This window comes from Microseira sp. BLCC-F43 (assembly GCF_041929235.1).
Taxonomy (GTDB): Bacteria; Cyanobacteriota; Cyanobacteriia; order Cyanobacteriales; family Aerosakkonemataceae; genus Microseira.
The window spans coordinates 93386-117795 of the sequence record NZ_JBHFNP010000041.1; the positions used below are offsets into that span (position 1 = coordinate 93386).

A 24410-nucleotide genomic window follows, 5' to 3' on the forward strand; every position below is an offset into this window, starting at 1 on the left:
GAAAGGTGCAAGATGTGAGTATTCAATCCTCATTCAGAACTACAGGACTAAAGTCCTTACTACGAACAGAAGGAATTAGACTGGAATCGGACATCAAAAACAATTTTAACGGATGAAGTTGAATCAACCAAGGGAACGGACGTTCTTTTAAAGTCGCCCATTTTTCTTTAAAAACTTCGACTTGCAGGTGGTAATCTTGGGGACTTTTCGGGAAAGAGTTCAACTTGAGATATAAAGTCATGCGGTGCTGGGTTTCGCTGGTTTGAACCAACCAGCAAGGAAAAGTATTTTCCCGGTTTGTATCGTTGGTAAAAATCAATTGGTGGGCGCGAATTCCAATGTAAGAAAGCGCTTCTGGAATTGGTTCAATAACCTGCAATGTGCAGTCCCAATCAATTGCTTCTACAGAACCAGATGGGGTAACTTTAGCGCGAGAAAAGTTTTTGCATCCGGTCAATTGTGCGACGCGGAATGTGTGAGGATGCTCGAAAATGGTTTGTTTGGAATCGGATGCGATCGCAATCCCATTATCCACCACCAACAAGTTCTCGCACACCCGATAAGCTTCCTCTAAATTATGGGTCACAAACAACGTCACGCCGGGATAATTATCTAATACAGAAATCAATTGCATTTCCAATTGACTGCGTAAATAAGTATCGAGTGCGGAAAAAGGTTCATCTAACAATAAAACTTCTGGTTCGCACAGCGTAGTACGCGCCAAAGCTACCCGCTGCTGTTCCCCGCCAGAGAGTTGATGGGGGTAGCGATCGCTATACCCCTGCAATCGTACCTTCGCGAGTTGCGCTTCTACTTGCTGTTTAATCCCATTCTTAGAAGTCCCCTTGGGTAAACCAAAGGCGATATTTTCTGCCACCGTGAGATGGGGGAACAAAGCATAATTCTGAAACAAGAAACCCACGCGGCGATCGCGCGGCGGTAAATTAATCCCTGCTGCGGAATCAAACAACACCCGTCCATTTAACACAATTCGCCCTTTATCCGGCGTTTCAATCCCTGCGATGCAGCGCAGAATCGTGCTTTTCCCCGATCCGGATGCGCCTAGTAGTCCTAGCGGGCGATCGCTACTACTAAAAGCCACATTTAACTTAAAATCATTCAGTTGCTTTTCAATATCTACAAACAGTCCAGAATTGGTAATTGGTAATTGGTAATTGGTAATTGGTAATTTATTCTTTTCCTCTATTTCTCCGCGTCCCCGCGTCTTTGCGTCCCCGCGTCTTCCCTCCCTCCCTGCTTTCTTATCTACCCAAAAATTAACGGCAGTAATCGCAGAAAGAGTAATTCCTACGATTGTCAATACCCACAGCCAAGCTTCATTCACCGCCCCACTTTCTACTGCGAAATAAATCGCCATTGGGAGAGTCTGAGTTGATCCGGGAATATTACCCGCTAACATTAACGTTGCGCCAAATTCACCCAAAGCACGACAAAAAGCGAGAATCGTTCCCGCTACAAGTCCCGGTAAAGCTAAAGGCAAACTAATCCGCCAAAAAATCGTTCCATCACCAGCACCTAAAGTTTTTGCCGCCCGCAAAAGATTGCCATCAATTTGATCAAAAGCTCCCAATGCAGTGCGATACATTAAAGGAAAAGCGACAACTGTAGCGGTAATGACAGCCGCATACCAAGTAAAAACAATATTGATATTTAATTGCATCAATATTTGTCCAAAAGGGCCATTTTTTCCCAACAGCAGCAGCAATAAAAAACCTACAACCGTGGGCGGTAGAATCAGGGGAGCCACAAAAATTCCTTCGATTAAAGATTTCGCTTTACCTCGATATCCCCACATCCAATAAGCGGCAGCTATCCCCAAAAAGAAAGTCATCAAGGTAGCTATAGAAGCGGTTTTTAAAGAAATCCACAACGGGGACAAATCTTGAGGTATTTGCATAACTTTGGTTCAATTACTCATGGTTATCTAATTTTCACATCTGTCGCCTACGTTTGTAGTAAGGACTTTAGTGTTGCTGGCTGGTGCGTTACGCTTTGCTAACGCACCCTACATTAATACATTACTACAAACTTTCGTGCATCCGCGTCAAAAATCCCTATTAATAATTCTTCGCCGTTGCCTTAACCAAATCGAACTCAAATCGCTTTGACATACTTGCCTCGCCATAAATATTAAAAGTAATCGTCGGTTCATCGCCAACTGCTTCGATGCTGTGAATCGCATCGGGAGTGAAACTAATAATATCTCCTTGGTTTAAAATCTTTTCTCCCACTCGGTCAATTTTAGCGGGAAAATCTGGATGATTCGTGCGCCGCCAAAAAGTATTTTTTTCCTGTCCTTTCATCACCGCCACGATTCCCCAAGTACCGTGATTGTGAATCGGAGAGACGCTTCCTGGGGACAAAGTTACCGTTTGTACTGTTAAAGGATAACCGATTTCATCGTATAAAATCATCACCGAAACTCCGGTTTCGGGGTCTGGTTTTAGATATTGAGTTTGCACCCAGTATGAATTCAGGACTAGCTGACGAACTAATTTGCGAATTGCTGGTAAGCAAATGGTTTCATCGATTGCTTGATTTAAGACATCTTCTTCGTTAGTTATCAACTGGTTTAAGACATCTTCCACCTCGGTTAGAAAGCGGTAAAATCGATAATTATCCCGGATTAATTCCCAGGGTCTAACCGATTCGCAGGGTTGACATTTTCCGTCATCAGTTACTAGCCAATCCTGACCTTTCATAAATATTTGCACCTCTAACGCGCCATAGTAAATCCGTATTTTTCAAAGATGCTGCTAGCGCGGCGATCGCTTGCCAAAAATTGCGTGTATTCTCTCGCCGCCGCCGCATTTCGACTCGCACTCAGCACCGCCATCGGATAAACAACGGGAGAATGTAAGTTTTGAGCTGCTGTTTCCACCACTCTTACCCGATCTGATAATCTGGCATCTGTAGCGTATACAACACCTGCATCTGCATTGCCGCTTTCCACCGCAGCTAGAACATTACGGACGCTATTACCCAATACAAATTTTGGTCTGACTTGTTCTAATATCCCCAAATTCCTCAAGATTTCTTCAGCATATTGTCCGGCGGGTACGGTTCGCGGTTCGCCAATCGCAATTCTCCTGACGTTAGTCGCCGTTAAGCCGCGAAAATTAGCGATTACCGTCGAATTTTTCGGCACAATCAAAACAACGCGGTTCGTTAGCAAATTGCGCCGCGTACCTTGTAGTAACAGATTCTTTTGCTGCAATGCATCCATTTGCTTATTAGCAGCAGAAATAAAAATATCTGCGGGTGCGCCGTTTTCAATTTGTTGCTGCAAAGCACCCGACGCGCCGAAGTTATATCGAATCGTCACATTTGAATTTGCTTGTCGATAAACGGGTGCAATTTCTTCCAGGGATTCTTTTAAACTAGCAGCAGCAGATACCAGCACAGTCGGGTTAGTTTGTGCCGCTACAGGCGATGGAGTTATTAACTTGATGCCGATTGCTAAAATTAAAGCCGTAACTATCCAGCCTAAAAAAGCAAGAAGGCGTTTTTTTGTCATGTTAGTTACAAAAAATAGTTAAACTTTGTGAGTGGGTTGGCTACTCACCCCGCCCTGGTTGGTATGATGATACCAACCTAATTAGAGTACCATACCAACTTAGTTGGTAAATAGCTATGCCGAGAAAAAGTCAAGGATGGATAACATTTCAATCCTCCCCAGAGGAACAAATGATTTTAGAGCAGTATTGCCAAAAGTCTCAACGCTCAAAAACCGAGGTACTGCGGGAACTTATTCGCAATTTGGATCGGCAGTGGGAGGAAGCATCCGAGCAAATTCCGGATGCAGGTGAAACAAAACCAGAAACTAGAATATCGAACCATCACCTTCTAGGTATCAGCGCCCGAAACACGCTCTGGGGTAAGGTGAAACAGGTGGTGCTGGGAGATATCAATGCAGAAGTGATTGTGGAGATTGCGCCAGGAGTGGAAATTGTAGCGGTGATTACAAAATCTTCAGTGCAGCGGTTCGCAGTCAGTCCCCAAAAGGAAGTTTGCGTGGTGATTAAGTCTTCTGATGTGATGATTGCTGTCGAAATGTAATTAAAGCTACAAATTTTTATAGGTTTTGGCTAATAGAGTAAAACCTGCTACGATTACTCAGATAGAAATTTTGCATGAGGAGTAGGTATGAAAATTAGCGCTCGTAACGCCCTCAAAGGTACAGTTAAGAAAGTGACGCCCGGTTCGGTCAATACTGAAGTCACCATAGAAATTGCGCCTGGAGTTGAAGTCGTTAGCATCATCACTAAAGCTTCAGCGGATCAAATGGGAATTGCAGAAGGCGCAGAAGTTTTCGCAGTCATCAAGTCATCTGACGTGATGGTTGCAGTCGATTAATAACGCTTTGTTTCCAGTGTAGTTTTTTAGCGATAGCTGAAACTACACTCTGGTTATTTAGTATGGGTAAGACGGACGCAAATCCTACGCGCCATTGCTTGGTCGAGTTCCCAGCGGCGATGTCCATCGGTGACGACAAAGTTGTGCGATCGCATCTCTAAAATTATCGCCATTCCGGGTTTAATTCCCATTGCTATAAGTTTCTTAATAGTTGTTTCGTCCGTATTGCTAAAGCGAGTCACAATCCCTTGCTCTCCAGGATTGAGTAACTCTAGCGAGGAAAGACAGACCGTAAAACCTTGAGTTAACATCTAGAACGCTCCTTTTGGGCAACTATTGCAACTCCTGACCAAGAGTAAACTCCTAGTTTAATTATGAGAGAATATCTCAACTTAACCTGTCTATTAAGATACAGTTTTGCTAGAAATTGGCAACTGTTTTGACGATTAGTTATTTATGTTTATTTTTGTATATAAATAAAAAAAACCTGTAATAGCCCCTCAAGCAAGTTATATATTGTCAGGAGCGCCAAGTTGTGCATAATTAATGGTGTTGTAGGGGCGGGTTGTACGAGAGATATTTGCCAGAAGCGCAATGGGTAAATAAACCCGCCCCTCTTATGCAACCGGATAGGACGCAATCTAAATTAAATAACCCGCTTAATCTTCCTGGGTTGCGATCCAGTGTAACTCCAACCAAAAGCGGGAATCTTCCTGCTTAATCTTCGACATGGGGTCGCGTAACAGATGCGTAGCATTGACAATAACTACATCCATTAGCCCCATATTTTCTGCTACTTCTCTGAGTACCCCTCGCTGTACTTGTAAAGCAGGGCATAGGTAGCTAGGGCTATAAATAACAATGTAGTGAAGGCGTCTGCCAAGTCGTTTGACGTAAAACTCGACAACCTTAACATAACATCGGTGCAGCTGCCTTCCGACTCGCGGGTAAATGCGATCGACGACTTGCGTGAATTCTTTTGCTAGCTGTTCTTCGCTAATCATCATTATGAAACGTTTTCCTGTATCATAGTACACTATTTAAAATTTATCATACATTTTAGTTAATAATTATGGCGTTTGTAGTAATGACTTTAGTCCTTATTTTGGCAAGCAATCTAATAAGTAAAATAAAAAAATCCCTACTAGAAGCTGTAGCAGTTTATCAAACTACGACTCCTATAGGGATATAAGACCAGCCATTTAAATCAAAAAATTGGCACAGTGAATGCTTTAGACAAGATAAGCTTCTTGGTGAGTACGAATCGTCACATCAGATCGAGGATAAGTAACGCAAAGCAGAGCAAATCCCTTAGCCATTTGCTCCTCATCCAGGAAATTTTGATCGGATTGATCGATTTCCCCTTCAACAACTTTACCGACGCAGCTGGAACAAGAACCAGAACGGCAAGAAGATGGTAAATCGATGTCTGCCTCCTCAGCAGCATCAAAGATATAAGTATCTTCAGGAACATCAATTACAACATCGAGATTACGCTTTTTATTTTGCAGGCGCACTTTGTAAGTTGTAGTCATTGTTGTATCCTCCAACAAAATTACGTGTTCTTTTACAAAAACAGTCACTTGTGTAGGGGCGGGTTTTACCAACCATCTATTGTTATCAAACCGCCCCGTCAGTTGTCCTTAACTAACTGCAAGGCACACCTGCGGGCGTGCAATCTCCTACTTTAAAGGACTTGCCACAACCACAGGTATCAGTTGCATTCGGGTTGGTAAACTTAAATCCTGACTCGACTAAACCATCCACAAAATCGATTACCATGCCTTCGATTAAGGGTGCGCTTTCGCGGTCAATGAAAAACAGCACTTTATCTTCATTCTCAACCACCAAATCATCAGCTTTTGGAGTGCTAGTTATTTCCATTTTGTACTCGTAACCGCTGCAACCCCCATCAGCTACTGCCAGTCTTACACCCTTTTGCGTTCCATCTTGATTGCTACTGCCGCGCAAGAATGTGCGAAGACGAAATGCTGCAACATCAGTTAACTTAACAGTCATGAATCCTCCTAAATTTGGTGATTGGTGAATTGCTAATTGGTAATTGGTGATTGGTAATTGGTAATTGATTCTTCTTGCCATTACCTATTACCTATTACCCATTACCCATTACTGATTTCCACAAACAGGACAATGCGGGTCGTGATAAGGGCGCCGTTTGGCAAATTCCAGCGTTCCCAAATCCATTGTTAACAGTTGCGACAATAAAGGCTTTCCTAAACCAGTAATTACCTTGATTGCCTCTAAAGCTGTTAAAGTTGCCAGCGTTCCAGAAACTGCTCCTAACACTCCAAAAGCGCGTCGATCCCACTCTGGTTTTTCTGGGAATAAACAAGATAAACAGGGAGTCTCACCAGGAATAATAGTTGTTAGGTAAGCCTCCATTCCGTTCATCGCTGCTTCCACCATTGGTTTGCGCCAACGCACGCAAGCAGCATTCAATAAATCTCTCTCCTCAAAGTTATGAGCGCAGTCGAGGGCGATATCTGCCTGCAACACTAAAGAATCAACATTTGATGCGGTGACATATTCAGGAATAGCCTCAATTTCCACATCGGGATTAATTGCAGAAAGCGTTTCCTTTGCCTTTAAAACTCTGGGTTTTCCCACCCAATCATCCGTCATCAAAATTTGCCGATTCATGTCATCCAGGCGCAAATCGCCACCCCTGACTAGAATTAGCCGCCCAACTCCCGCCACCGCCAAATATAGCGCCGCCGTACCGCCTAATCCCCCTACACCCGTGACTAAAACAGTCGCTTGGCGGAGTTTGCGCTGTGCTTCTTCACCAAAACCTGGAAGCATCATTTGGCGATGGTAACGTTCTACTTCTGTGGGTGTAAAGTTTACCAATTCAATCCTCCTCGTTAGTCAGTTTTGTAGGTGTAAAGAAACCGGGTTTCTCTGAAAAATCGTTGAGCAAGGAAACTAGAGATCTAGGTCGAAACCCGGTTTATGGCCTTCGCCGCACCGTGAAGGAATGAGAACTAATCAATTTTGATGTCTGAGAGCATCACGACGTTTTTGGGTTTGTCGTTAAACACCTTGAACAGTTTTTGCTCTACCGCGTTTGAACTCAAGAACAAGTTATAAGCACTTTGGAGAGCTTCGCTGTACTTGACTAACTTTTCCGCTTCAGTTAGATCTGAAAAAGTTTCATCAATCTCAGTCATATACTGAGAAAATTTCTTCAATATGTGCAAGCGGTTGACATTCACAACCTGCTGATCGAAAGCGAGGTTAAAAAAGCGAAAATAGTCTTCAGCATCAGATATTTTTCTCAGATCTGCTAAAGTCTGTGTCATTTGGCTTGCTCCTGTGCTTTTAACTGTTTTTTCAGCTCGTCTAACTCGCTAAATAGTTCGTAAGTTCTGCCTGCTACCTCCATAATTTTGTCGAAATCTGTTGGCAGTCCCTCAGCTAAATCGTGAAGCTCCATTTTGAGTTGACCGCCTTTGCTGTTGAGGCGTTTAATTTTTGCTTTTAAGTCCTCAATGGTTAGTTCGGTTGTTTGAACCATAAGTTTCTTCCTTGGTAATTGGTGATTGGTAATTGGTAATTGGTGATTGGGAAATTCCCATTACCCATTACCCATTACCTATTACCTAATGACTAAATCTTTGCTACTTCCCGATGGCGGGTAGCTAGTTCGACGGCAGATGTGACCAGCTTTTCGCCTTCTGCTGCTAATTTTTCAAAAGAATCGAAGCCAAATCTTTGGGCATCGCGCAGGGTTCTGGCGGTGACTAAGAGGCGACCGGAAAATACTAATGCCCAGCCAAATCCTTCGTGACTCAAGTCAATTACGACTTGACAAAGTAATCCTGTTTCTTGTTCGATTCTGGCTGCTACTGCGCGATAAAACGACGCAATTCTTAACTTAGTCACGGGATCGACATCGCCATCAACAGAAATTTTCCGTTTCTGCTCTTTGCTGACAATAAATGGTTTGAGAACCAATTCATCCGACCAACTGCGGAAAGTACCATAGCCGTCTTGAGCGCGCATTTGACGTGCCAATTCTTGCAGGTATGGCGTGGCTTTAACTAACTCTTCATTGGTCAGAGCAGTTTCTGTAGTCATTGTCTTTCCTTTTTTTTCCTGTATCTAGAGTGGGTTAGCGATCGCAAATGAAATTAGCCATTAGCCATTAGCCATTAGCCATTAGCAAACTGACTATTCATCCTCAAAATCTTCAAAGCTTTTTTCCTGTTGCTGCAAGGCTTTGCGAAGCCAAGGTGGCGGATTTCCTTTCAGGGTAGTCACCAGATTTTCCAGGACTTCAGTAATCTCGTCGTCTTCGGTTTTTGACTTGACGGGAGTCACTTTCTTGCGAATTAGCCTCGCCGCTGCACTGCCACCAATTGCGGCTACATAAACAATTGTACAGTCAGATAAAGCTTCGATTTTGGGGACTAATTTATCTTCGTTACCATCTTCGTCAAGTTTGCCATCAAACCCGATGGTTTCTAGGTATTGATATCCCTCCGGCGACACTTCGTAAACTGCCATTTGTTTCGCCGAGCCAAAATGGGCATTGATGTGAACCAGGTCTTGCGTAGCAAATGCAATTTTCATTCTTATCCTCCTGGTGCTACTTCATTTAAGTTTCACCTGAAAATTTGAAAAACCGGCAATTTTTAATGTTTATTTTTGACTTCTTCTTCCTCCAACAAAATATTTCCAATATTAAACAACAAGGCGGTTGTTCCTTTATACCCAACTGAGGAGAAGTGACCGTTACCCAGGCGATCGTAGATGGGCAATCCTCGCCGATAGAGAGGTATTCCCAATTTTTTACTCACCCGCGTGCCCTGGGAATTGGTAATCAGTAAATCCGCACCAACCGCCAATTGTTCTAAATCTTCTAAGTCGCCAATCTTGACAAATTCTGTCGGGACTTCTTGCAAAATGGGCGATTTTGTGGTAGTCACAGCCGCTTGAATTTCTGCTCCCATTTCTTGTAAAAAGCAGCTGGTTGCATATAACAAATCTGGTTCTAATGCGATCGCAACTCGTTTGCGACCAAAGTAGAAATGGGTGTCTAACATCGCGTCTTGGAGTTGGGTACGCTGGCGGCGGTATTTTTCTGGCACCGGGCGATCGCTTACCAAAGAAAGTCGCACCATCAACTCATCCACCGCACTCAATCCCGTCACTCTGGGAAACACCTGATATTCCGTTCCGAAGCGCTGCATCAGAACATCCGCCGCACCCCGCATACTCTCTCCCAGCGCCAGGGTAAACGCCGAAGCACCAACGCGCCGCAAATCCTCTAAACTCGTCCCCCCAGTCGTCGTGGCGCTGTAATCCCCTTCGTTCAAGTGACCATCAAGGGAAAGGGAAAGATCGGGGACGACAATTGGTTTGAGTCCAAACGCCTCGACAATCTCCTTAATTTCCTCTACATCCCCTGGCGAAAATGCCGAAGAAGGCAAAATTGTCACTTGATCTTCGATCAAATCTCCTGGTTCTGGAATTGTCTGGACAATGCTTTGGACAGCAGCAGCATATCCATCTTGCAAAGCACCTTTAAAATCCGGAGTGGAAACAAATACAATCGGCAAATCTTGCAATTCTGGATAGCGCTGTTTAATCGTTTTGAGGATGCCTTGCATATCATCCCCGCGCGTTTCCGTTAACCCAGTCGTACAAAGTCCAATAATTTCCGGTTTCGCTTTCACTAATAACGTTAACAGCGCCGTTTGTACGTTATCTTCTCCGCCTAAAATTGTCGTTGTTTCGGTCATCGCCGTCGTACTTAAAGGAATCGCTTCCCGAAAGTGCCGCACCAACATAACTTTGGCAAACGCCGTGCAACCTTGGGAACCGTGAAACAACGGCATCGTTCCTTTTAAACCTAAGAAAGCTAACGCTGCACCCAGGGGTTGAGATTGCTTCAGGGGATTAACAGCAACGGATTTTGTAGGGGTAATTACAGTAGCCATAAGATTTGCTAATTGCTAATTGCTAATTGGTAATTGCTAATTGGTAATTGGTAGTTGGTATTTGGTAGTTGTGTAGGGGCGGGTAATACCTGCAATATATGCGATCGCATACAACCTCTATAAACCCGCCTCCTGTCAGTTGGTAGTTGGTATTTGGTTCCCATTACCAATTACCCATTACCCATTACCCATTCCCTATTCCCACGGTGCTGGTTTGCGTACTTGTTCCCAAATCGGACTGTGTAACGCTTCGTCTAATTCCCTTGCCATTTCGATCATTCCTACATATCCGGCGTAGGGATGATGGCGTTCTTGGTTAATATCCAAAAATGGGATTTTGGCTTTCAATGCTGTATATTGGTTGCGTCCGCCAGCGATTAACATCTCTGCTTTGGTTTTAGCAATTACCTCTAGCAGTTCGGCGGCGTTGCCTTTTTCTAGCATGATGCCTTCTTTGCCCAAGAGTTCTTTAATTTTGGCTTTATCTTCTTCAGTACTCTTCTTGGTGCTGGTCGCCATTACTTGCATTCCTAAATCTTTGGCGGCGGAGATCACCGACCAGCTTTTTACCCCTCCGGTGTAAAGAACGACTCGCTTACCTTTTAGTCGTTGGCGATAAGGTTCGAGAGCCAGGTCTAATTTTGCTGTTTCCTCGGCAATTAGTTTTTCGACTTTTTCTTTTAAGTCCTCACATCCCAATTTGTCGGCAATATTTCTCAGGCACCGATTCATATCTTCGACGCCGTAGAAAGATTCCTCAATGTAGGGAATGCCGTATCTTTCTTGCATTTTTGTCCCCATGTTGATCAGCGCTTTCGAGCAGATCATCACATTGAGTTTGGCGCGATGGGCGGTGCAAACTTCGTTGTAACGCGCGTCGCCGGTAATTTTAGCTAGGACGCGAATTCCTAACTTTTCAAATAGGGGTAAAACGTCCCACATTTCCCCGGCGATGTTGTATTCGCCGATTAAATTAATGTCGTAAGGTGTGGTATATTCTGGCTCTTTCGTGCCGATGACGTAATCGAGTAATGCTTCGCCACCGATGCGGTTACCTAAATTTTTCGTACCCACAAAACCGGGGGAATTGATCGGAACGACGGGAATGCCGAATTTCTTTGTAGCAGCAGAACAAACGGCATCCAGATCGTCCCCAATCAACGCTGTAACGCAAGTCGAGTATACAAAGACGGCGGCAGGGTTGTAGCGATCGCTCACCTCTTTAATCGCCTTGTACAGCTTCTTCTCTCCCCCAAAAATCACATCATTTTCACTGACGTCGGTCGTAAAACCCATTTTATAAAGTTGCGGTCCCGAAGATTGACTACCTCTAGAACCCCAAGAATTACCCGCACAAGCAATCGGTCCGTGAACCAAATGTGCAACATCAGTAATCGGAACTAAAGCAATCGAAGCACCATCAAACGCACATCCACCTTGAGCGGCTCCCGGTTGTGCTTGCTTAGTACAAGCTGTCTTCTTTTTCCCTTCTTTCTGATGATTGTGTTCGCAGCCTTTTTCGCTCAGGAGTTCGGTTATTTTAGATTGAGTAATTTTCATGACTTAATGGCTAATGGCTAATGGCTAATGGCTAATGGCTATTTGCTTTTTCTTCTCTATTTTTGGCTTGTCATAATAGCTAATCACCAATTGCCCTGGAAAATTGTGTTGATTTTTACAACTTAGCAATTAGCAATTAGCTATTAGCAATTAGCAATCAACAAATATATTTCGTTACATCTTCACCGCACACATCTGCTAGGAACGAGAGGGCGCGGAAGCGCAAGAATACAAACTCGTTGTAGAGAGGATTTAATTTACACAAAGCTGGAATGTGGAATAAAACCCGCCCGAACAAATTGACATCGCGTTCAAAAGGACAGCAGCAAGGAATCAGTTGGCAAAACAGATGGGCAATCTTTCTATCTTGAACTTCGATGCTATCTACCAATTGACGCAGGGGAGAGAGGATGTCGAAGCCAGGGCGTCTTGGGTTTCTTACTAACTCGTGGTGGTGATGGTCGTGTTCGTGAATTGGGGTAAGAGTTGCCATCTCGCTTCGCTCCAAGTAAAAAGAACAGAACTTACGTAAAGCTTCTATCAGTAGGGTGTGTTAGCGATAGCGTAACGCACCATCCACCATATTTAATGTCGCTGCGTCAGTTCCGAAAAAAAGAAAAAGGAAAAAGGAAAAGTAGGATACTCATTTGAGGGTTACCTCGAATCAAACACTAGGAGAAACTACACTAATCCTGCTTTTCCTTATTCCCTTCCAGAGGGTCAAACTTAACGAATCAAGTCGTAAGAAATATCGGTCTTCGCTGGAACGATCGTGTTGCGATCTAGTTCATCCAGGATGCGGTTTACGACCCAATTCAACATGTTGATTACGCCGTCATAACCGAGAGTTGAATAGCGGTGTAAGTGGTGACGGTCGAAGATGGGATAACCGATGTGAACGATTGGGGTGTGAGTATCGCGCCAGAGATACTTACCGTAAGAATTGCCCACAAAGAAGTCTACTGGTTCGGTGAACAACAGACTCCGCAGGTGCCACAAGTCTTTCTTAATCCAAACAGTCGCGCCTTGACCGTAGGGAGTTGCTTGCAACACTGCATCGAGTTCTGCTTTGAAATCTTCGTCACCATTGTTGCAAACGATGTGGATGGGTTCTGCACCCATTTCTAGTAAGAAATTAACCACACCCCAGATTAAATCTGGATCGCCATAGATGGCGAACTTCTTACCATGCAACCAAGCATGAGAATCGGTCATCGCATCAACAGCGCGTCCCCGTTCTGCGGTTAATTCTTCCGGAATTGGTTTGCCGGTTAATTCTGACAGTTTTTGCAAGAATTCATCGGTACCCTTAATTCCATAAGGACGCAGAACTTCCGTAGGACGCTGCCAATTTTGTGCAATCCATTCCCGCGTCTTAATGGTCGAGTATTTTTGCAAGCAGATGGTGGTTTCAGCATTCACGGAATCTGCTGCATCTTCCAGTTTGGTTCCACCGGGATACATTTCATATTCCCCAGTGTTGGGAGCATCCAAATAATCGGTATGATCGCCCAGAATGGTGTAGTCGATGCCAAACAAACCGAGAATCCGCTTGACTTCCCGCAGGTTACCGATGTAGGTTTCAAAACCGGGGATAAAGTTCAGTTTGCCGTTGGTGGTTTCTTTCTTTTGGTTAGCTGTGAGGCAGGAAAGAATACCCTTCATCATGTTGTCATAACCCAGAACGTGGGAACCCACGAAACTAGGAGTATGTGCATAAGGAACTGGGTAATCTTGAGGAATAGAACCAGCATTTTTGGCGTTACCAATAAACCCGTTCAAGTCATCCCCAATAACCTCTGCCATACAGGTGGTGCAGACGGCAATCATCTTGGGATTGTACATGGCTTTGGTATTAGCCAAACCCTCGATCATGTTCTTCAAACCGCCGAATACTGCTGCGTCTTCTGTCATGGAAGAAGATACCGCAGAGAATGGCTCTTTGAAGTGGCGGGTAAAGTGGGTGCGGAAATATGCAACGCAACCTTGAGAACCGTGAACGAAGGGCATTGTTTTTTCAAACCCTACGGCTGCCAAAATAGCACCTAAAGGTTGGCAAGCTTTTGCGGGGTTAACGGTTAAAGCTTCGCGAGCAAAGTTCTTTTCCCGGTATTCCCAAGTCTTCGTCCAATCTGCAACTTCTTTTACTTTCTCATCAGGAGCCATTGCCTCGAACTCGGCCTTTTTCTTGGCAAAGAGTTCTTGATATTCTGGTTGGTGAAATAGTTCGGCGTGGTCTTTGATCTGGTCAATATTATTCTGAGCCATTGTAGTCTCTCCAAAAATTCCGTGGTCTGCGATTTGCTAATTGCTAATTGCTAATTGCTAATGGGTAATTGGTCATTCGTTTTTGGCAAGTGCTATCTATTACCGATTACCCATTAACTATTACCGATTGCCTATTTTTTCCAAGGAGTCTTGACTAGATCCCAAGTGGGGTTATTTAATGCCATGTCCATATCCCGCGCGAAGATAGCAAAGCCGTCATAACCGTGATAAGGACCGGAATAATCCCAAGAGTGCATCTGACGGAAGGGCAGACCCATCTTTTGGAAGACATACTTCTCTTTGATGCCAGAAGCTACGAGATCGGGTTTGAGTTTCTTGACGAATTCTTCAAACTCGAATCCTGTTACGTCATCATAGATTAATGTGCCGTGATCGACGTAGTGAGTCGTGCGTTTGTAGTCGTCGTTGTGACCGAATTCATAACCCGTACCGATGACCTTCATTCCCAAATCGTAGAAGGCGGGAACGACGTGGCGAGGACGCAATCCACCCACCATGATCATGACGGTCTTGTCTTGCAAGCGGGGGAGATATTTTTCTAGAATGGCGTCGGTTTGAGCTTGGTATTGGGCAATAACTCGCTCTGCACCTTCTTTAATCTTGTCGTCAAATCGCTCAGCGATCATCCGCAGCGATTCGGCAATCTTGGTGGGGCCAAAGAAGTTATATTCTAACCAGGGGATACCATATTTCTCTTCCATGTGACGAGAAATATAGTTCATCGAACGGTAGCAGTGAATCAGGTTTAATTTCACTTTGGGAGTGACTTTCATCTCGTTGAGAGTGCCATCCCCTGACCACTGGGCTACTACGCGCAGTCCCATTTCTTCTAACAGGATGCGGGAAGACCAAGCGTCACCACCGATGTTGTAGTCACCGATGATTGCTACGTCGTAAGGAGTAGACTCGAATTCAAGTTTGTCCAGGTCGGTTTTGTCGAATACCCAGTCACGAACTGTGTCGTTAGCGATGTGGTGACCGAGGGATTGAGATACACCCCGGAAGCCTTCGCAACGTACTGGAACAACCATTTTTCCAGTTTCTTTAGTGGCTTTACGGGCGACTGCTTCAATGTCATCCCCGATTAGACCAATCGGACATTCAGATTGAATGGTAATCCCATTGTTGAGGGGGAATAATTCTTCGAGTTCAGTTATCAGTTTGGCGAGCTTTTTGTCACCGCCGAATACTACGTCTTTTTCTTGGAAGTCGGAGGTGAAATGCATCGTACCAAAGGTATCAATACCCGTGGTGCCGATGTAGTAGTTGCGGCGACCTGACCAGGAATAATAACCGCATCCAACGGGGCCGTGACTGATGTGAATCATGTCTTTGATCGGACCCCAAACCACACCCTTCGATCCGGCGTAGGCGCAACCACGGGTGGTCATAACACCTGGGTTGGATTTGATGTTGGATTTAACGCCGCAATCGGCTTTGCCTTCTTCGTATACGTTGAGGTGTTTTTCGCGTTTCTTGGCAGTTTTTTCGGGATATACTGCCAGAACTTCTTTAATTAGGTCTCTATTTTCTTGAACTACGTCGCTCATTTTGTGTCTTCTCCGGCATTATTTTTGTAGCGCACATTGAAGAGAGGTGAGAGGGAGAGGGGTTGGGGGTGGGGTATCAATCCCCCATTGCCCCGTCACCCCATACCCTAGTCGCGATTAGGCTGTGACTTTGACTCCATCTTCGGTTACACCGATGACGCTTTCGTCTTCTTCTTTCAGGATGCCGAATTCCATCAGCAGGGCTTCTAGTTCGTCCATCGTGATGGGGGTCGGAATCCGCAGGTCGTCGTTGTTTTGAATCTTGTCAGCCAACTGGCGGTATTCTTCAGCTTGTTTGTGCTTGGGCGAGTATTCAATTACCGTCATCCGGCGCAGTTCTGCTTGTTGTACTTGGTTGTCGCGAGGTACGAAGTGGATCATCTGGGTGTTCAGACGACGAGCCAATTCTTCGATCAGTTCGACTTCGTGGGCGACTTGACGTTCGTTACAAATCAGACCGCCGAGACGTACACCGCCGGAGTGAGCGTACTTGAGAATCCCGCGAGCGATGTTGTTAGCTGCGTACATCGCCATCATTTCGCCGGAGGTAACGATGTAGATTTCTTGGGCTTTGCCTTCCCGAATTGGCATGGCGAAACCACCGCACACAACGTCACCTAATACGTCGTAGGAGACGAAATCCAGGTCTTCGTAAGCGCCATTTTCTTCCAGGAAGTTAATGGCGGTGATTACACCCCGTCCGGCGCAACCTACCCCTGGTTCTGGACCGCCAGATTCAACGCACTTGACACCGTTGAAGCCTGTGAGCAATACTTCGTCGATTTCTAGGTCTTCTACGGAACCGCGCTCGGCTGCTAAGTGCAGAATTGTGGTTTGTGCTTTACTGTGGAGCATTAAGCGGGTAGAGTCAGCTTTGGGGTCGCAACCTACGATCATGATGCGGTTCCCGGCTTGGGATAAAGCAGCGATCGTATTTTGGGAAGTGGTAGACTTACCGATACCGCCTTTGCCGTAGAATGCTATTTGACGCATAATTTTGTGTCTCTCTGCTTAATAGGTTGGTTTGTGTCGTTGTCTCGTGGTTGGTGGTTAGTTGGGGAAGTGGCATTTTTCAACTAACTGCCAACCGCTGTCTTTAGGTTGGTTAAGGCCCATCTCGCGGGAATGGTTATGAGATGGGGTGGGGGAAAGGGAGGATCGCTGGAGGCGATCGCTCTCCTCTATACTTCTTGTTCATGTTCGGTGTTTGGTTATTCGTGATAGCTGATTGGTCATGAGTCTTGGGTCATGACTCTTCGTTTAGATTGCTTCGACTGCGATCGTCGGCAGGACGCGCTCTTGTAATTTGGCTTCGACTGCAACTTTGAGGGTGACTAAACTGCTGGGACAAGTTCCGCAAGCGCCTCGCAGGATAACTTTTACCTTGTCGCCTTCTACGTCGTACAGTTCTATATCTCCCCCATCTGCCTTTAAGAACGGTCTGATTTCTGCCTCTATAACTTGTTGGATCAAGTTGATTTTTTGCATCGGGGTCAGATGTCTGACTGGAGGTTCGCTTCCTTCTTCTTTTGCTACTGCTATATCGGTTGCGACTCCTACGTTATAGTCATCATAACTCGTTTCTGGTTCATTTTCAATCTCTGACCAAACAGAAGCGATTATATCGTCGATATCTGCGTAACAAGTGCTGCATCCGCCCCCGGCTTTGATGTAGTTTGTTACCTGTTCGGCTGTGGTGAGTTTGTTTTGTTTAACCACCTTCCGAATCCGGTTTTCTGTGACACCAAAGCACTTACAAATTAAGGTGCTTTCATCTTCTTCATGGGTTTCTAATTCAATGCCTTTGTAGCTGTAAATCGCTGCTTCTAGTGCTTCGGCTCCCATTACCGAACAGTGCATTTTTTCTTCGGGAAGTCCTCCCAGGAATTCTGCAATGTCTCGGTTGGTAACTTTTACTGCTTCATCTACTGACATACCGATAATCATGTCGGTGAGGGCAGATGATGATGCGATCGCACTAGCGCAACCAAAGGTTTGAAAGCGGGCATCAACAATTTTTTGGCTAGTTTCATCAATCTTGAGGTGAAGTTTCAGGGCGTCTCCGCAAGCTATGCTTCCTACTTCTCCGGTGACTACTTTTTTTCCTGTCTCTTCGGTGGCTTCTAACGCTCCCTGATTTTTGGGATTGTAGAAGTGTTCCATTACTTTCTCAGTATAGTCCCACATGGCTGTTTTTGTGAAGGGGTAAAGTGTTAAGAAAATTTGAGATTTGAGATTTCAGATTGCAGATTTAAGGGATTTCAGATTTGAGATTTCAGATTTTAGATTTGAGGGATTTCAAATCTAAAATCTGCAATCTGCAATCTGCAATCTGAAATTAGCGATTAGCTGAGGCCAAGTTCTTTTCGTGTTCTTGTAGCCAGGATGCGGCGTCGGAATTGAAGGGCGACATGGCACGCAATCTTTCTACAACTTCTGGCATGATTGCTAGTACTTGGTCAACTTCTGCGTCGGTGGTATATCGAGAAAGGGAGAAACGTATTGAACCGTGCAAGACGGAATATGGCAATCCCATTGCTCGCAATACGTGGGATGGTTCTAACGAACCGGAGGTACATGCAGAACCAGAGGAGGCGCAAATCCCGTGTTGATTGAGGGAAAGTAAAATGGCTTCGCCTTCGATATATTTGAAGCCGATATTTGTTGTATTGGGGAGTCTTTCTTTGGGATATCCGTTGATTTCGGTGTCGGGAATGGCGGCGAGTAACCCTTTTTCTAAGCGATCGCGCAACGCTTTCTCTTTCTTCACGTCGCCGATATGCTGTAGCGCCAACTCGCACGCCTTACCCAAAGCTACTAGACCCGGTACGTTCTCCGTTCCGCCTCGGCGTCCTCTTTCCTGGTGTCCGCCAATCAGGAAGGGACGGAAGCGCACGCCTTTCCGCACGTATAATGCACCAATTCCCTTGGGCGCGTGCAGTTTGTGACCGGAAAGGGTGAGCATATCGATGGTGCTGTTCTTCATGTTCAGGGGTACTTTACCCACTGCTTGTACAGCATCGACGTGGAAGATCGCGCCTTTTTCTTTAGCGATTGCGCCAATTTGTTCGACTGGGAAAATCGTCCCAGTTTCGTTATTGGCGTACATGATCGAAACTAGCGCCGTACCACCTGTAATGGCAGCATCAACTTCATCTAGATCCAGGCGTCCCTGCCGATCAACAGAAAGATATGTGACCGAATAACCCTGCTTTTCTAAAGTTTTGCAGACATTGAGAACCGCAGGATGTTCGACTTGCGTCGTCACGATTTGCTTCTTATTTGCTTGGGAAGCGATTGCGGCGCGAATTGCTGCATTATTTCCTTCGGTTCCGCAACTGGTAAAGACAATTTCTGCCGGATCCGCGTTCAATAAGATGGCAACTTGTTCTCTTGCAGTTTGGACGGCTTTTTTAACTTGTCCGCCAAAGGTGTGCATACTGGAGGGATTGCCGTAATACTGAGTCAGGTAGGGCATCATCGCCTCTACAACCGCCTCATCTATCCTTGTTGTAGCGTTGTTATCTAGATAAATGACTGACATGGTTAGGTTGGCAATTGGTAATTGGTAATTGGTAACTGGTAATTGGTAATGATTTACTGCCCATTACCCACTACCCATTAGCGCTTGATTACTTTCTGGAGTTCTTGGGAGTAACTATTAAACCACTTCTCCCAATAAGTGGGTGGTTTTTTACTATTCAATTTTTCTACTAATTGGTTGTAGGTGTTGAACCAAGAGTCCCAGTAATCACCGCTAGAAATGGAAGAGACGGGACTTAAACGAGCAATACCCTTGTTTGTGGGGCAAACAGCCTGACATTGAGGTACTCGGTAAAAACCAGCGCAGCCGTTGCAGAGTTTAGGATTAATCCAGAGGGTATCTCCATCTTTGGAAATTGCGCCCGTGGGGCATTGAGATAAACAGCGATCGCACCCAATACAACTGCTAGTAATCGTGTAAGTCATCGCCTCCTCCTTTATTAGCGATTAGCCATTAGCCATTAGCCATTAGCCATTAGCACTTATCCATTTTTGATAGAACTCCAGCGCCACCTTGTCGATTAAATCGTAGGCTTCTACTGGTTCAATTCCGGCTTTTTGCAAGCTTTCTTGCGGACAGTGACCGATCTTAGAAACCAAAACGGCTTTGCAATCTTCCAGCATCTTCAACATGCCGTCGAGGGATTCTTCCTCGCCAAAACCACCTTGGCAGTATTGGTCTACTTTCCGGTGTCCAACAAACTTGGCTTGGGTCCCGTCAACTTCAAAGATTTGGAATTCGCGGGCATGACCAAAGTGCTGGTTAACCATTCCACCACCTTTAGTTGCCACCGCCACGAGGATCTTGGGCGTATTGGCAGCTTTCTTCGCAGCAATTCTGGCATCTTTAGCTGCCTTTTGCTCTTCGCGTACCTTGGCGATTTGAGCGTGGACTTCTTGACGCTTCTCGATGTCGTATTCCGGCGTCATTTCCAAGAAGCTCTCTTTGGTGAATTCTTGAGAACGATCTTCGCCCAACAAACCTACTGCATCGGCGCGGCACTGACGGCAGTGGCGCATCATCTTCATGTTGCCGGAGCAATTATCTTGCAGTGCCTTCAGTTCTTTGGGTGTGGGACCGCGCTGTCCGTTTAAACCAAAGTAGGTGCCGTGTTCTGGTGCAGAGATTAGCGGCATGATGTTGTGCAGGAATGCACCATTGTCGCGAATCACCTTATCGACTTCAACCAGGTGTTCGTCGTTGATGCCGGGAATCATCACCGAGTTGACTTTGCACAGGATATCGGCTTCTCTGAGGGCTTGCAAGCCTTCCATTTGCTTCTCGTGGAGGATCTTGACCCCTTCGATGCCTCTGTAGCGCTTGCGCTTGTAGTGAACCCAGGGATAAATCTTCGTGCCGACTTCCGGGTCAACCATATTAATAGTGATGGTGACGTGATCGACGTTGAGTTGTTTAATCTTGTCAACGTGTTCCGTCAGCATCAAACCGTTGGTTGACAAGCACAGCTTGATATCCGGGGCTTTGTCTGCAATTAGTTCAAACGTGCGGAAGGTTTTTTCCGGGTTGGCTAGCGGGTCGCCAGGACCAGCAATTCCCAAAACTGTCATTTGGGGAATTTTACTCGCCACCACTAGGACTTTGTGCGCGGCTTCTTCTGGGGTTAGCAGTTCGCTGACGACGCCGGGGCGACTTTCGTTAGCACAGTCGTATTTGCGGTTGCAGTAGTTGCACTGGATGTTGCAAGCGGGAGCAACTGCAACGTGCATCCGGGCGTAGTGGTGATGCGCTTCCTCGCTGTAGCAGGGGTGCTTTTCAATCCGCTGTTTGAGTTTTTCATCCAGCGATGGTTCCGTTGAGGAAGTGGAACTACAGCCGCAGCCACCTGATTTTTTGGCAGCCGCAGGTGCTTGAGTTCCCGCTACTGCTTCCTTTGTTGTAAGTAGTTCAGTGGTTGGTGACATTGAAATTCCGTGGTTAAAAAACTAGCCGTTACCGAAAAACCGAAAAGATGCGTTTCAACCTTCGTCCATGCACTCGTTTCAGCAATTGTTGTCTGCTGGATTTCAGTGCGTGACGTTATGGGAAAGTTATAACAGCAGTTCCTTGGCGAACAATTCTGTTGAGCGCAGATTCAGATTTATTGGATTAATTAGTTTTGTACTCAAGCCCTCAAACCCTTGTCATATCAACCTGAAAAAATTTTTTTGGGGTAGGGGTACGAGTATTTCTTAGCTAGGGTACGGGTATTTCTGGTCTAGGGTGCTGGAATTTTTGTACTCAAGGTCAAAGCCTCTCTGGGACTGGATTTGAGGCTGCCCAGACGGCTTTTTTTGAGTGTTCCGCCCTGTACTCAAAAACTTATATGGAGTTGAAAAAACTGGAGTAGGGGCGAAACATAAGGGCGAAACTTACTGTCTTCGCCCTTCCTGTCGTCGGCTACCCCAGCGCGACCACGGAATTTCATTCTGTATCTAAAATAGCACTTTTTTTTAAACGGTAGCAATCGAAACAAAATTTGTTAAGATAAAAACGGGAAAGGGAAAAAACGGGGCTTGAGTACAAACCGATCCTATATATAGTACTCAGGAGAAATGGCTTCAAACCCTCATCAAGAGGGGATTGTTTTGAGTACAAAAATACAAGTCCCCCCTGCCGGAAATACTTGTGCCATACCCCAGAAATACCAGTACCCCTACCCCAAAATTATTTTTCAAGGTTGATTGTAGAGCGATCGCCAGCCTTGAGTACAAATCTAATAACTCTAATTAATCAAATCTGCACGGGGTGAAACGCCGGGGCGGAAGGCATTTGTTATAAGCATTTGAAAGTGTTTGTTGCTTTCCCCCTAAAGCTAATGCTACAAATTTTCACTCCACCACCCACTAGCAAGACCTCTGCACACCAGGGGGAAGCCAGCCTCAGACCGGAGGCAGAAGCCCACTCTCCTCGCTCCCAGGCTCAGTCTGGGAGCGAGATCCTAGAGGCGAGGCCTCGCTTTATAGAAGACTTTCGCATTATTTTTGAGCGCGATCCTGCTGCGCGTAACTGGTTGGAAGTGCTGTTATGCTATCCGGGTTTTCATGCCCTCTGCTTGCATCGCATTTCCAATTGGTTGCACGTCCGCAAGGTGAGTGTCATCCCGCGCCTGATTTCTCACATCGGGCGGCTGTTAACCGGGATTGAAATTCACCCAGGGGCTACGATTGGCAAGGGCGTGTTTATCGACCACGGCATGGGCGTCGTGATTGGCGAAACTGCGATTGTGGGAGATTATACGCTGATTTATCAGGGCGTCACTCTGGGCGGGACGGGCAAAGAAACGGGTAAGCGCCATCCCACGTTAGGGAAGAATGTCGTTGTGGGTGCAGGTGCGAAAGTATTGGGCAATATTTCAATTGGCAATAACGTCCGCATCGGTGCTGGTTCGATTGTGCTGCGAGGAGTGCCTTCTGACTGCACAGTTGTTGGCGTACCGGGACGGATCGTTTCTAAGCAGGGTATCGGATGTCCCTTGGAACACGCACAATTACCCGATACCCAAGCATCGGTAATTCGGTCGCTGTGCGATCGCATCGAGAAACTCGAACAACAACTCCAGGACTTACGCAAATAAACCCGCGCCTAGAAACCGGGTTTCCGAAACAAACCCGGTTTCTACAATCGGAGAAACTCGAACAACAACTTCAGGACTACGCAAAGAAACCGGGTTTCTATGAAAAATAATTCATCCCCAACAGAGATCTACCCAGAAACCCGGTTTCTACGCTCGAAATTTCCCTACAGCAAAATTCTTAGGAACATGTCTAAATTCCCTCCTCCAGACGCCTTGACGGGTCAAGTCGTACAAATTTCCCGACTAGACCGCTGGCAAGTATATCGCCGCCTGCAAGAACTCACCATTCCCTGTTGCTGTCCGAATGATGGTTCGTTGCGCGTCGAGGTTAATAACAGTATTGATGCCGTTCTAGTCCGCAGTACCGTGTTACAGTTTATCGCTTCTCGGTCTGAATTAATCGATTGGCTGGAACGGTGTTGGAAATTTGGAAATTGGTAATGGCTAATGGCTAATGGCTAATGGCTAATGGGTAATGTAGTAATTGCAAGGCTTTAATCAAAAACATTACCAATTACCAATCACCAATTACCCATTACCAATTGCCCATTACCAATTACCAATTACCAATTAGCAAAGTTGTATTTAGGTGTGAATTAATGACAGAAGTTACCGTTAAACAATCCTTCGGAAAAGTGGAAGATAATCCTGTCGGTTTAGGACAGGAAGTTACCGTTCCGGCGATTGAAGGATTGAATATTGCCCTAGCGAGTTTTCAAGCGCTTTACCTGCAATACCAAAAACAACACTTTGTAGTCGAAGGCGCGGAATTTTACGATCTGCATCAGTTTTTTCAAGACAGCTATACAGCAGTCCAAGGTCACGTACATGACATTGGGGAACGCTTGAATGGTCTGGGAGGCACGCCTGTAGCCAGCTTTGGCAAGTTAGCCGAATTGTGTTGTTTTAGCCCAGAAGATGACGGGATTTTCAATTCCCGGACAATGGTAGAACACGATTTGCAAGCAGAACAGGCAGTTATCGGTATCATTCGCCGTCAAGCAGCGCAAGCAGAAAGTATCGGCGATCGCGCGACTCGTTACCTGTACGAACAAATTCTTCTAGCGACTGAAGATCGAGCTTTTCATCTAGCTCACTTCCTAGCTGAAGATAGCCTAAAGAAATTTTAGATTGAAGGATTGCAGATTGCAGATTTAGTTGGAATTTAAATCTGAAATCTCAAATCGGAAATCTGAAATAAGTTCAAATCTCAAATCTGCAATCTCTCATCTAAAATCGGTTGAAGGTAGTGTCATGGAATCCAGTAAGAAAATGAGCGAATTCATCAACTTTTTACAAGATGATCTGGCGATTTCTAGTTCTGCGATCGCCGTGGCACTCCGCAACCGCAAACAAGGGGATGAACCTTTACCAATGGTGCTGTGGCAATACGGTCTAGTTTCCCTAGAACAGCTTACCGCAATTTACGATTGGTTAGACAGTCGCACTCAGTTTCAAGCTGCTAATTGGCTATTATCCGGGCAACTGGATCGCTTTGCACAAGTATGATTTCGTTTTGTTGAGTTTTGAGTTAAAGGGTAACAAGTTTT

General features: G+C 45.5%; 28 protein-coding genes. 6 read left to right on the forward strand and 22 right to left on the reverse strand.

Translation table 11 applies throughout. The annotated features are described in order from the left end of the window. Positions 1 to 22: 22 nt before the first annotated feature. From modB to modA, 3 genes are all read right to left on the reverse strand, one after another. On the reverse strand, positions 23 to 1918 hold the full coding sequence (gene modB, locus ACE1CM_RS07725) for a molybdate ABC transporter permease subunit (protein WP_374876824.1): 1896 nt from the start codon (positions 1916 to 1918) through the stop codon (positions 23 to 25). Positions 1919 to 2078: 160 nt separating this feature from the next. Then, positions 2079 to 2723: a cupin domain-containing protein gene (locus ACE1CM_RS07730; protein WP_374876825.1), complete on the reverse strand. Its 645-nt coding sequence runs from the start codon at positions 2721 to 2723 to the stop codon at positions 2079 to 2081. A 14-nt stretch (positions 2724 to 2737) separates the two neighbouring features. Next, positions 2738 to 3538 carry a molybdate ABC transporter substrate-binding protein gene (modA, locus tag ACE1CM_RS07735; RefSeq protein ID WP_374876826.1) on the reverse strand — a complete coding sequence of 267 codons (801 nt, stop codon included), beginning with the start codon at positions 3536 to 3538 and terminating at the stop codon, positions 2738 to 2740. Between the two features lie 116 nt (positions 3539 to 3654). Here modA and ACE1CM_RS07740 point away from each other — a divergent pair, with 116 nt between their 5' ends. Together ACE1CM_RS07740 and ACE1CM_RS07745 are read left to right on the forward strand one after the other, a co-directional pair. Continuing rightward, complete coding sequence (locus tag ACE1CM_RS07740) at positions 3655 to 4080, forward strand: molybdopterin-binding protein (protein ID WP_374876827.1); 426 nt, start codon at positions 3655 to 3657, stop codon at positions 4078 to 4080. A gap of 87 nt (positions 4081 to 4167) precedes the next feature. After that, positions 4168 to 4377 (forward strand): molybdopterin-binding protein, encoded by a 210-nt coding sequence (locus tag ACE1CM_RS07745; protein WP_226577141.1) that lies wholly within the window; start codon positions 4168 to 4170, stop codon positions 4375 to 4377. A gap of 53 nt (positions 4378 to 4430) precedes the next feature. On the opposite strand, the gene ACE1CM_RS07750 is transcribed toward ACE1CM_RS07745, so the two are convergent. The 19 genes from ACE1CM_RS07750 to nifB all read right to left on the reverse strand — a co-directional run bounded on the left by ACE1CM_RS07750 (position 4431) and on the right by nifB (position 21208). Continuing rightward, positions 4431 to 4688: a FeoA family protein gene (locus ACE1CM_RS07750; protein ID WP_374876828.1), complete on the reverse strand. Its 258-nt coding sequence runs from the start codon at positions 4686 to 4688 to the stop codon at positions 4431 to 4433. A 348-nt stretch (positions 4689 to 5036) separates the two neighbouring features. Next, positions 5037 to 5384: a hypothetical protein gene (locus tag ACE1CM_RS07755; RefSeq protein ID WP_374876829.1), complete on the reverse strand. Its 348-nt coding sequence runs from the start codon at positions 5382 to 5384 to the stop codon at positions 5037 to 5039. A gap of 225 nt (positions 5385 to 5609) precedes the next feature. Then, the gene (locus tag ACE1CM_RS07760) at positions 5610 to 5912 is read right to left on the reverse strand and encodes a 2Fe-2S iron-sulfur cluster-binding protein (RefSeq protein ID WP_226577147.1); all 303 of its coding nucleotides are present in this window, start codon (positions 5910 to 5912) and stop codon (positions 5610 to 5612) included. 112 nt (positions 5913 to 6024) lie between these two features. Next, positions 6025 to 6477 (reverse strand): HesB/IscA family protein, encoded by a 453-nt coding sequence (locus ACE1CM_RS07765; RefSeq protein ID WP_374876830.1) that lies wholly within the window; start codon positions 6475 to 6477, stop codon positions 6025 to 6027. Between the two features lie 27 nt (positions 6478 to 6504). Beyond that, positions 6505 to 7248: a ThiF family adenylyltransferase gene (locus ACE1CM_RS07770; RefSeq protein WP_374876831.1), complete on the reverse strand. Its 744-nt coding sequence runs from the start codon at positions 7246 to 7248 to the stop codon at positions 6505 to 6507. A 134-nt stretch (positions 7249 to 7382) separates the two neighbouring features. Then, a complete protein-coding gene (gene nifW / locus ACE1CM_RS07775; RefSeq protein WP_374876832.1) occupies positions 7383 to 7700 on the reverse strand; it encodes a nitrogenase-stabilizing/protective protein NifW in 318 nt (105 codons plus the stop codon). Continuing rightward, entirely contained in the window at positions 7697 to 7915 is a 219-nt protein-coding gene (locus tag ACE1CM_RS07780; RefSeq protein ID WP_226577154.1) for a CCE_0567 family metalloprotein, read from the reverse strand. The genes nifW and ACE1CM_RS07780 overlap by 4 nt, the downstream gene beginning before the upstream one ends. Positions 7916 to 8007: 92 nt before the next feature. Continuing rightward, entirely contained in the window at positions 8008 to 8478 is a 471-nt protein-coding gene (locus ACE1CM_RS07785; protein WP_374876833.1) for a NifX-associated nitrogen fixation protein, read from the reverse strand. Between the two features lie 93 nt (positions 8479 to 8571). After that, positions 8572 to 8973 (reverse strand): nitrogen fixation protein NifX, encoded by a 402-nt coding sequence (nifX, locus tag ACE1CM_RS07790; protein ID WP_374876834.1) that lies wholly within the window; start codon positions 8971 to 8973, stop codon positions 8572 to 8574. A gap of 62 nt (positions 8974 to 9035) precedes the next feature. After that, entirely contained in the window at positions 9036 to 10343 is a 1308-nt protein-coding gene (nifN, locus tag ACE1CM_RS07795) for a nitrogenase iron-molybdenum cofactor biosynthesis protein NifN (protein WP_374876835.1), read from the reverse strand. Between the two features lie 195 nt (positions 10344 to 10538). Next, the gene (nifE, locus tag ACE1CM_RS07800) at positions 10539 to 11903 is read right to left on the reverse strand and encodes a nitrogenase iron-molybdenum cofactor biosynthesis protein NifE (protein WP_374876836.1); all 1365 of its coding nucleotides are present in this window, start codon (positions 11901 to 11903) and stop codon (positions 10539 to 10541) included. A 157-nt stretch (positions 11904 to 12060) separates the two neighbouring features. Further along, the gene (locus tag ACE1CM_RS07805) at positions 12061 to 12396 is read right to left on the reverse strand and encodes a Mo-dependent nitrogenase C-terminal domain-containing protein (RefSeq protein ID WP_374876837.1); all 336 of its coding nucleotides are present in this window, start codon (positions 12394 to 12396) and stop codon (positions 12061 to 12063) included. Between the two features lie 233 nt (positions 12397 to 12629). Further along, positions 12630 to 14171 (reverse strand): nitrogenase molybdenum-iron protein subunit beta, encoded by a 1542-nt coding sequence (gene nifK, locus ACE1CM_RS07810; protein WP_374876838.1) that lies wholly within the window; start codon positions 14169 to 14171, stop codon positions 12630 to 12632. Between the two features lie 131 nt (positions 14172 to 14302). After that, entirely contained in the window at positions 14303 to 15742 is a 1440-nt protein-coding gene (nifD, locus tag ACE1CM_RS07815) for a nitrogenase molybdenum-iron protein alpha chain (RefSeq protein ID WP_374876839.1), read from the reverse strand. A 117-nt stretch (positions 15743 to 15859) separates the two neighbouring features. Next, positions 15860 to 16735, reverse strand: coding sequence for a nitrogenase iron protein (gene nifH / locus ACE1CM_RS07820; RefSeq protein ID WP_374876840.1), 876 nt, complete (start codon positions 16733 to 16735; stop codon positions 15860 to 15862). A gap of 267 nt (positions 16736 to 17002) precedes the next feature. Continuing rightward, the gene (nifU, locus tag ACE1CM_RS07825) at positions 17003 to 17929 is read right to left on the reverse strand and encodes a Fe-S cluster assembly protein NifU (RefSeq protein ID WP_374876841.1); all 927 of its coding nucleotides are present in this window, start codon (positions 17927 to 17929) and stop codon (positions 17003 to 17005) included. Positions 17930 to 18080: 151 nt separating this feature from the next. After that, a complete protein-coding gene (gene nifS / locus ACE1CM_RS07830; protein WP_374876842.1) occupies positions 18081 to 19286 on the reverse strand; it encodes a cysteine desulfurase NifS in 1206 nt (401 codons plus the stop codon). 77 nt (positions 19287 to 19363) lie between these two features. Beyond that, positions 19364 to 19711 carry a 4Fe-4S binding protein gene (locus ACE1CM_RS07835; protein ID WP_374876843.1) on the reverse strand — a complete coding sequence of 116 codons (348 nt, stop codon included), beginning with the start codon at positions 19709 to 19711 and terminating at the stop codon, positions 19364 to 19366. A gap of 42 nt (positions 19712 to 19753) precedes the next feature. Further along, positions 19754 to 21208 carry a nitrogenase cofactor biosynthesis protein NifB gene (gene nifB / locus ACE1CM_RS07840; protein ID WP_374876844.1) on the reverse strand — a complete coding sequence of 485 codons (1455 nt, stop codon included), beginning with the start codon at positions 21206 to 21208 and terminating at the stop codon, positions 19754 to 19756. Between the two features lie 1037 nt (positions 21209 to 22245). On the opposite strand from nifB, the gene cysE reads away from it, so the two are divergent. The 4 genes from cysE (at position 22246) to ACE1CM_RS07860 (ending at position 24369) form a co-directional block, all read left to right on the forward strand. Then, on the forward strand, positions 22246 to 22860 hold the full coding sequence (gene cysE, locus ACE1CM_RS07845) for a serine O-acetyltransferase (protein WP_374876858.1): 615 nt from the start codon (positions 22246 to 22248) through the stop codon (positions 22858 to 22860). A gap of 186 nt (positions 22861 to 23046) precedes the next feature. Continuing rightward, positions 23047 to 23301 (forward strand): Asr1405/Asl0597 family protein, encoded by a 255-nt coding sequence (locus ACE1CM_RS07850; protein ID WP_374876845.1) that lies wholly within the window; start codon positions 23047 to 23049, stop codon positions 23299 to 23301. Between the two features lie 158 nt (positions 23302 to 23459). After that, entirely contained in the window at positions 23460 to 23990 is a 531-nt protein-coding gene (locus ACE1CM_RS07855; protein ID WP_374876846.1) for a Dps family protein, read from the forward strand. 142 nt (positions 23991 to 24132) lie between these two features. Continuing rightward, positions 24133 to 24369 (forward strand): DUF2949 domain-containing protein, encoded by a 237-nt coding sequence (locus ACE1CM_RS07860; protein ID WP_374876847.1) that lies wholly within the window; start codon positions 24133 to 24135, stop codon positions 24367 to 24369. Positions 24370 to 24410: the final 41 nt, after the last annotated feature.

What these genes read in the sequence shown, in the direction of transcription:
- modB (WP_374876824.1), bottom strand. Translation starts at nt 1,918, where the DNA reads ATGCAAATACCTCAAGATTTGTCCCCGTTGTGGATTTCTTTAAAAACC.
- ACE1CM_RS07730 (WP_374876825.1), bottom strand. Translation starts at nt 2,723, where the DNA reads ATGAAAGGTCAGGATTGGCTAGTAACTGATGACGGAAAATGTCAACCC.
- modA (WP_374876826.1), bottom strand. Translation starts at nt 3,538, where the DNA reads ATGACAAAAAAACGCCTTCTTGCTTTTTTAGGCTGGATAGTTACGGCT.
- ACE1CM_RS07740 (WP_374876827.1), top strand. Translation starts at nt 3,655, where the DNA reads ATGCCGAGAAAAAGTCAAGGATGGATAACATTTCAATCCTCCCCAGAG.
- ACE1CM_RS07745 (WP_226577141.1), top strand. Translation starts at nt 4,168, where the DNA reads ATGAAAATTAGCGCTCGTAACGCCCTCAAAGGTACAGTTAAGAAAGTG.
- ACE1CM_RS07750 (WP_374876828.1), bottom strand. Translation starts at nt 4,688, where the DNA reads ATGTTAACTCAAGGTTTTACGGTCTGTCTTTCCTCGCTAGAGTTACTC.
- ACE1CM_RS07755 (WP_374876829.1), bottom strand. Translation starts at nt 5,384, where the DNA reads ATGATGATTAGCGAAGAACAGCTAGCAAAAGAATTCACGCAAGTCGTC.
- ACE1CM_RS07760 (WP_226577147.1), bottom strand. Translation starts at nt 5,912, where the DNA reads ATGACTACAACTTACAAAGTGCGCCTGCAAAATAAAAAGCGTAATCTC.
- ACE1CM_RS07765 (WP_374876830.1), bottom strand. Translation starts at nt 6,477, where the DNA reads ATGGCAAGAAGAATCAATTACCAATTACCAATCACCAATTACCAATTA.
- nifW (WP_374876832.1), bottom strand. Translation starts at nt 7,700, where the DNA reads ATGACACAGACTTTAGCAGATCTGAGAAAAATATCTGATGCTGAAGAC.
- ACE1CM_RS07780 (WP_226577154.1), bottom strand. Translation starts at nt 7,915, where the DNA reads ATGGTTCAAACAACCGAACTAACCATTGAGGACTTAAAAGCAAAAATT.
- ACE1CM_RS07785 (WP_374876833.1), bottom strand. Translation starts at nt 8,478, where the DNA reads ATGACTACAGAAACTGCTCTGACCAATGAAGAGTTAGTTAAAGCCACG.
- nifX (WP_374876834.1), bottom strand. Translation starts at nt 8,973, where the DNA reads ATGAAAATTGCATTTGCTACGCAAGACCTGGTTCACATCAATGCCCAT.
- nifN (WP_374876835.1), bottom strand. Translation starts at nt 10,343, where the DNA reads ATGGCTACTGTAATTACCCCTACAAAATCCGTTGCTGTTAATCCCCTG.
- nifE (WP_374876836.1), bottom strand. Translation starts at nt 11,903, where the DNA reads ATGAAAATTACTCAATCTAAAATAACCGAACTCCTGAGCGAAAAAGGC.
- ACE1CM_RS07805 (WP_374876837.1), bottom strand. Translation starts at nt 12,396, where the DNA reads ATGGCAACTCTTACCCCAATTCACGAACACGACCATCACCACCACGAG.
- nifK (WP_374876838.1), bottom strand. Translation starts at nt 14,171, where the DNA reads ATGGCTCAGAATAATATTGACCAGATCAAAGACCACGCCGAACTATTT.
- nifD (WP_374876839.1), bottom strand. Translation starts at nt 15,742, where the DNA reads ATGAGCGACGTAGTTCAAGAAAATAGAGACCTAATTAAAGAAGTTCTG.
- nifH (WP_374876840.1), bottom strand. Translation starts at nt 16,735, where the DNA reads ATGCGTCAAATAGCATTCTACGGCAAAGGCGGTATCGGTAAGTCTACC.
- nifU (WP_374876841.1), bottom strand. Translation starts at nt 17,929, where the DNA reads ATGTGGGACTATACTGAGAAAGTAATGGAACACTTCTACAATCCCAAA.
- nifS (WP_374876842.1), bottom strand. Translation starts at nt 19,286, where the DNA reads ATGTCAGTCATTTATCTAGATAACAACGCTACAACAAGGATAGATGAG.
- ACE1CM_RS07835 (WP_374876843.1), bottom strand. Translation starts at nt 19,711, where the DNA reads ATGACTTACACGATTACTAGCAGTTGTATTGGGTGCGATCGCTGTTTA.
- nifB (WP_374876844.1), bottom strand. Translation starts at nt 21,208, where the DNA reads ATGTCACCAACCACTGAACTACTTACAACAAAGGAAGCAGTAGCGGGA.
- ACE1CM_RS07850 (WP_374876845.1), top strand. Translation starts at nt 23,047, where the DNA reads ATGTCTAAATTCCCTCCTCCAGACGCCTTGACGGGTCAAGTCGTACAA.
- ACE1CM_RS07855 (WP_374876846.1), top strand. Translation starts at nt 23,460, where the DNA reads ATGACAGAAGTTACCGTTAAACAATCCTTCGGAAAAGTGGAAGATAAT.
- ACE1CM_RS07860 (WP_374876847.1), top strand. Translation starts at nt 24,133, where the DNA reads ATGAGCGAATTCATCAACTTTTTACAAGATGATCTGGCGATTTCTAGT.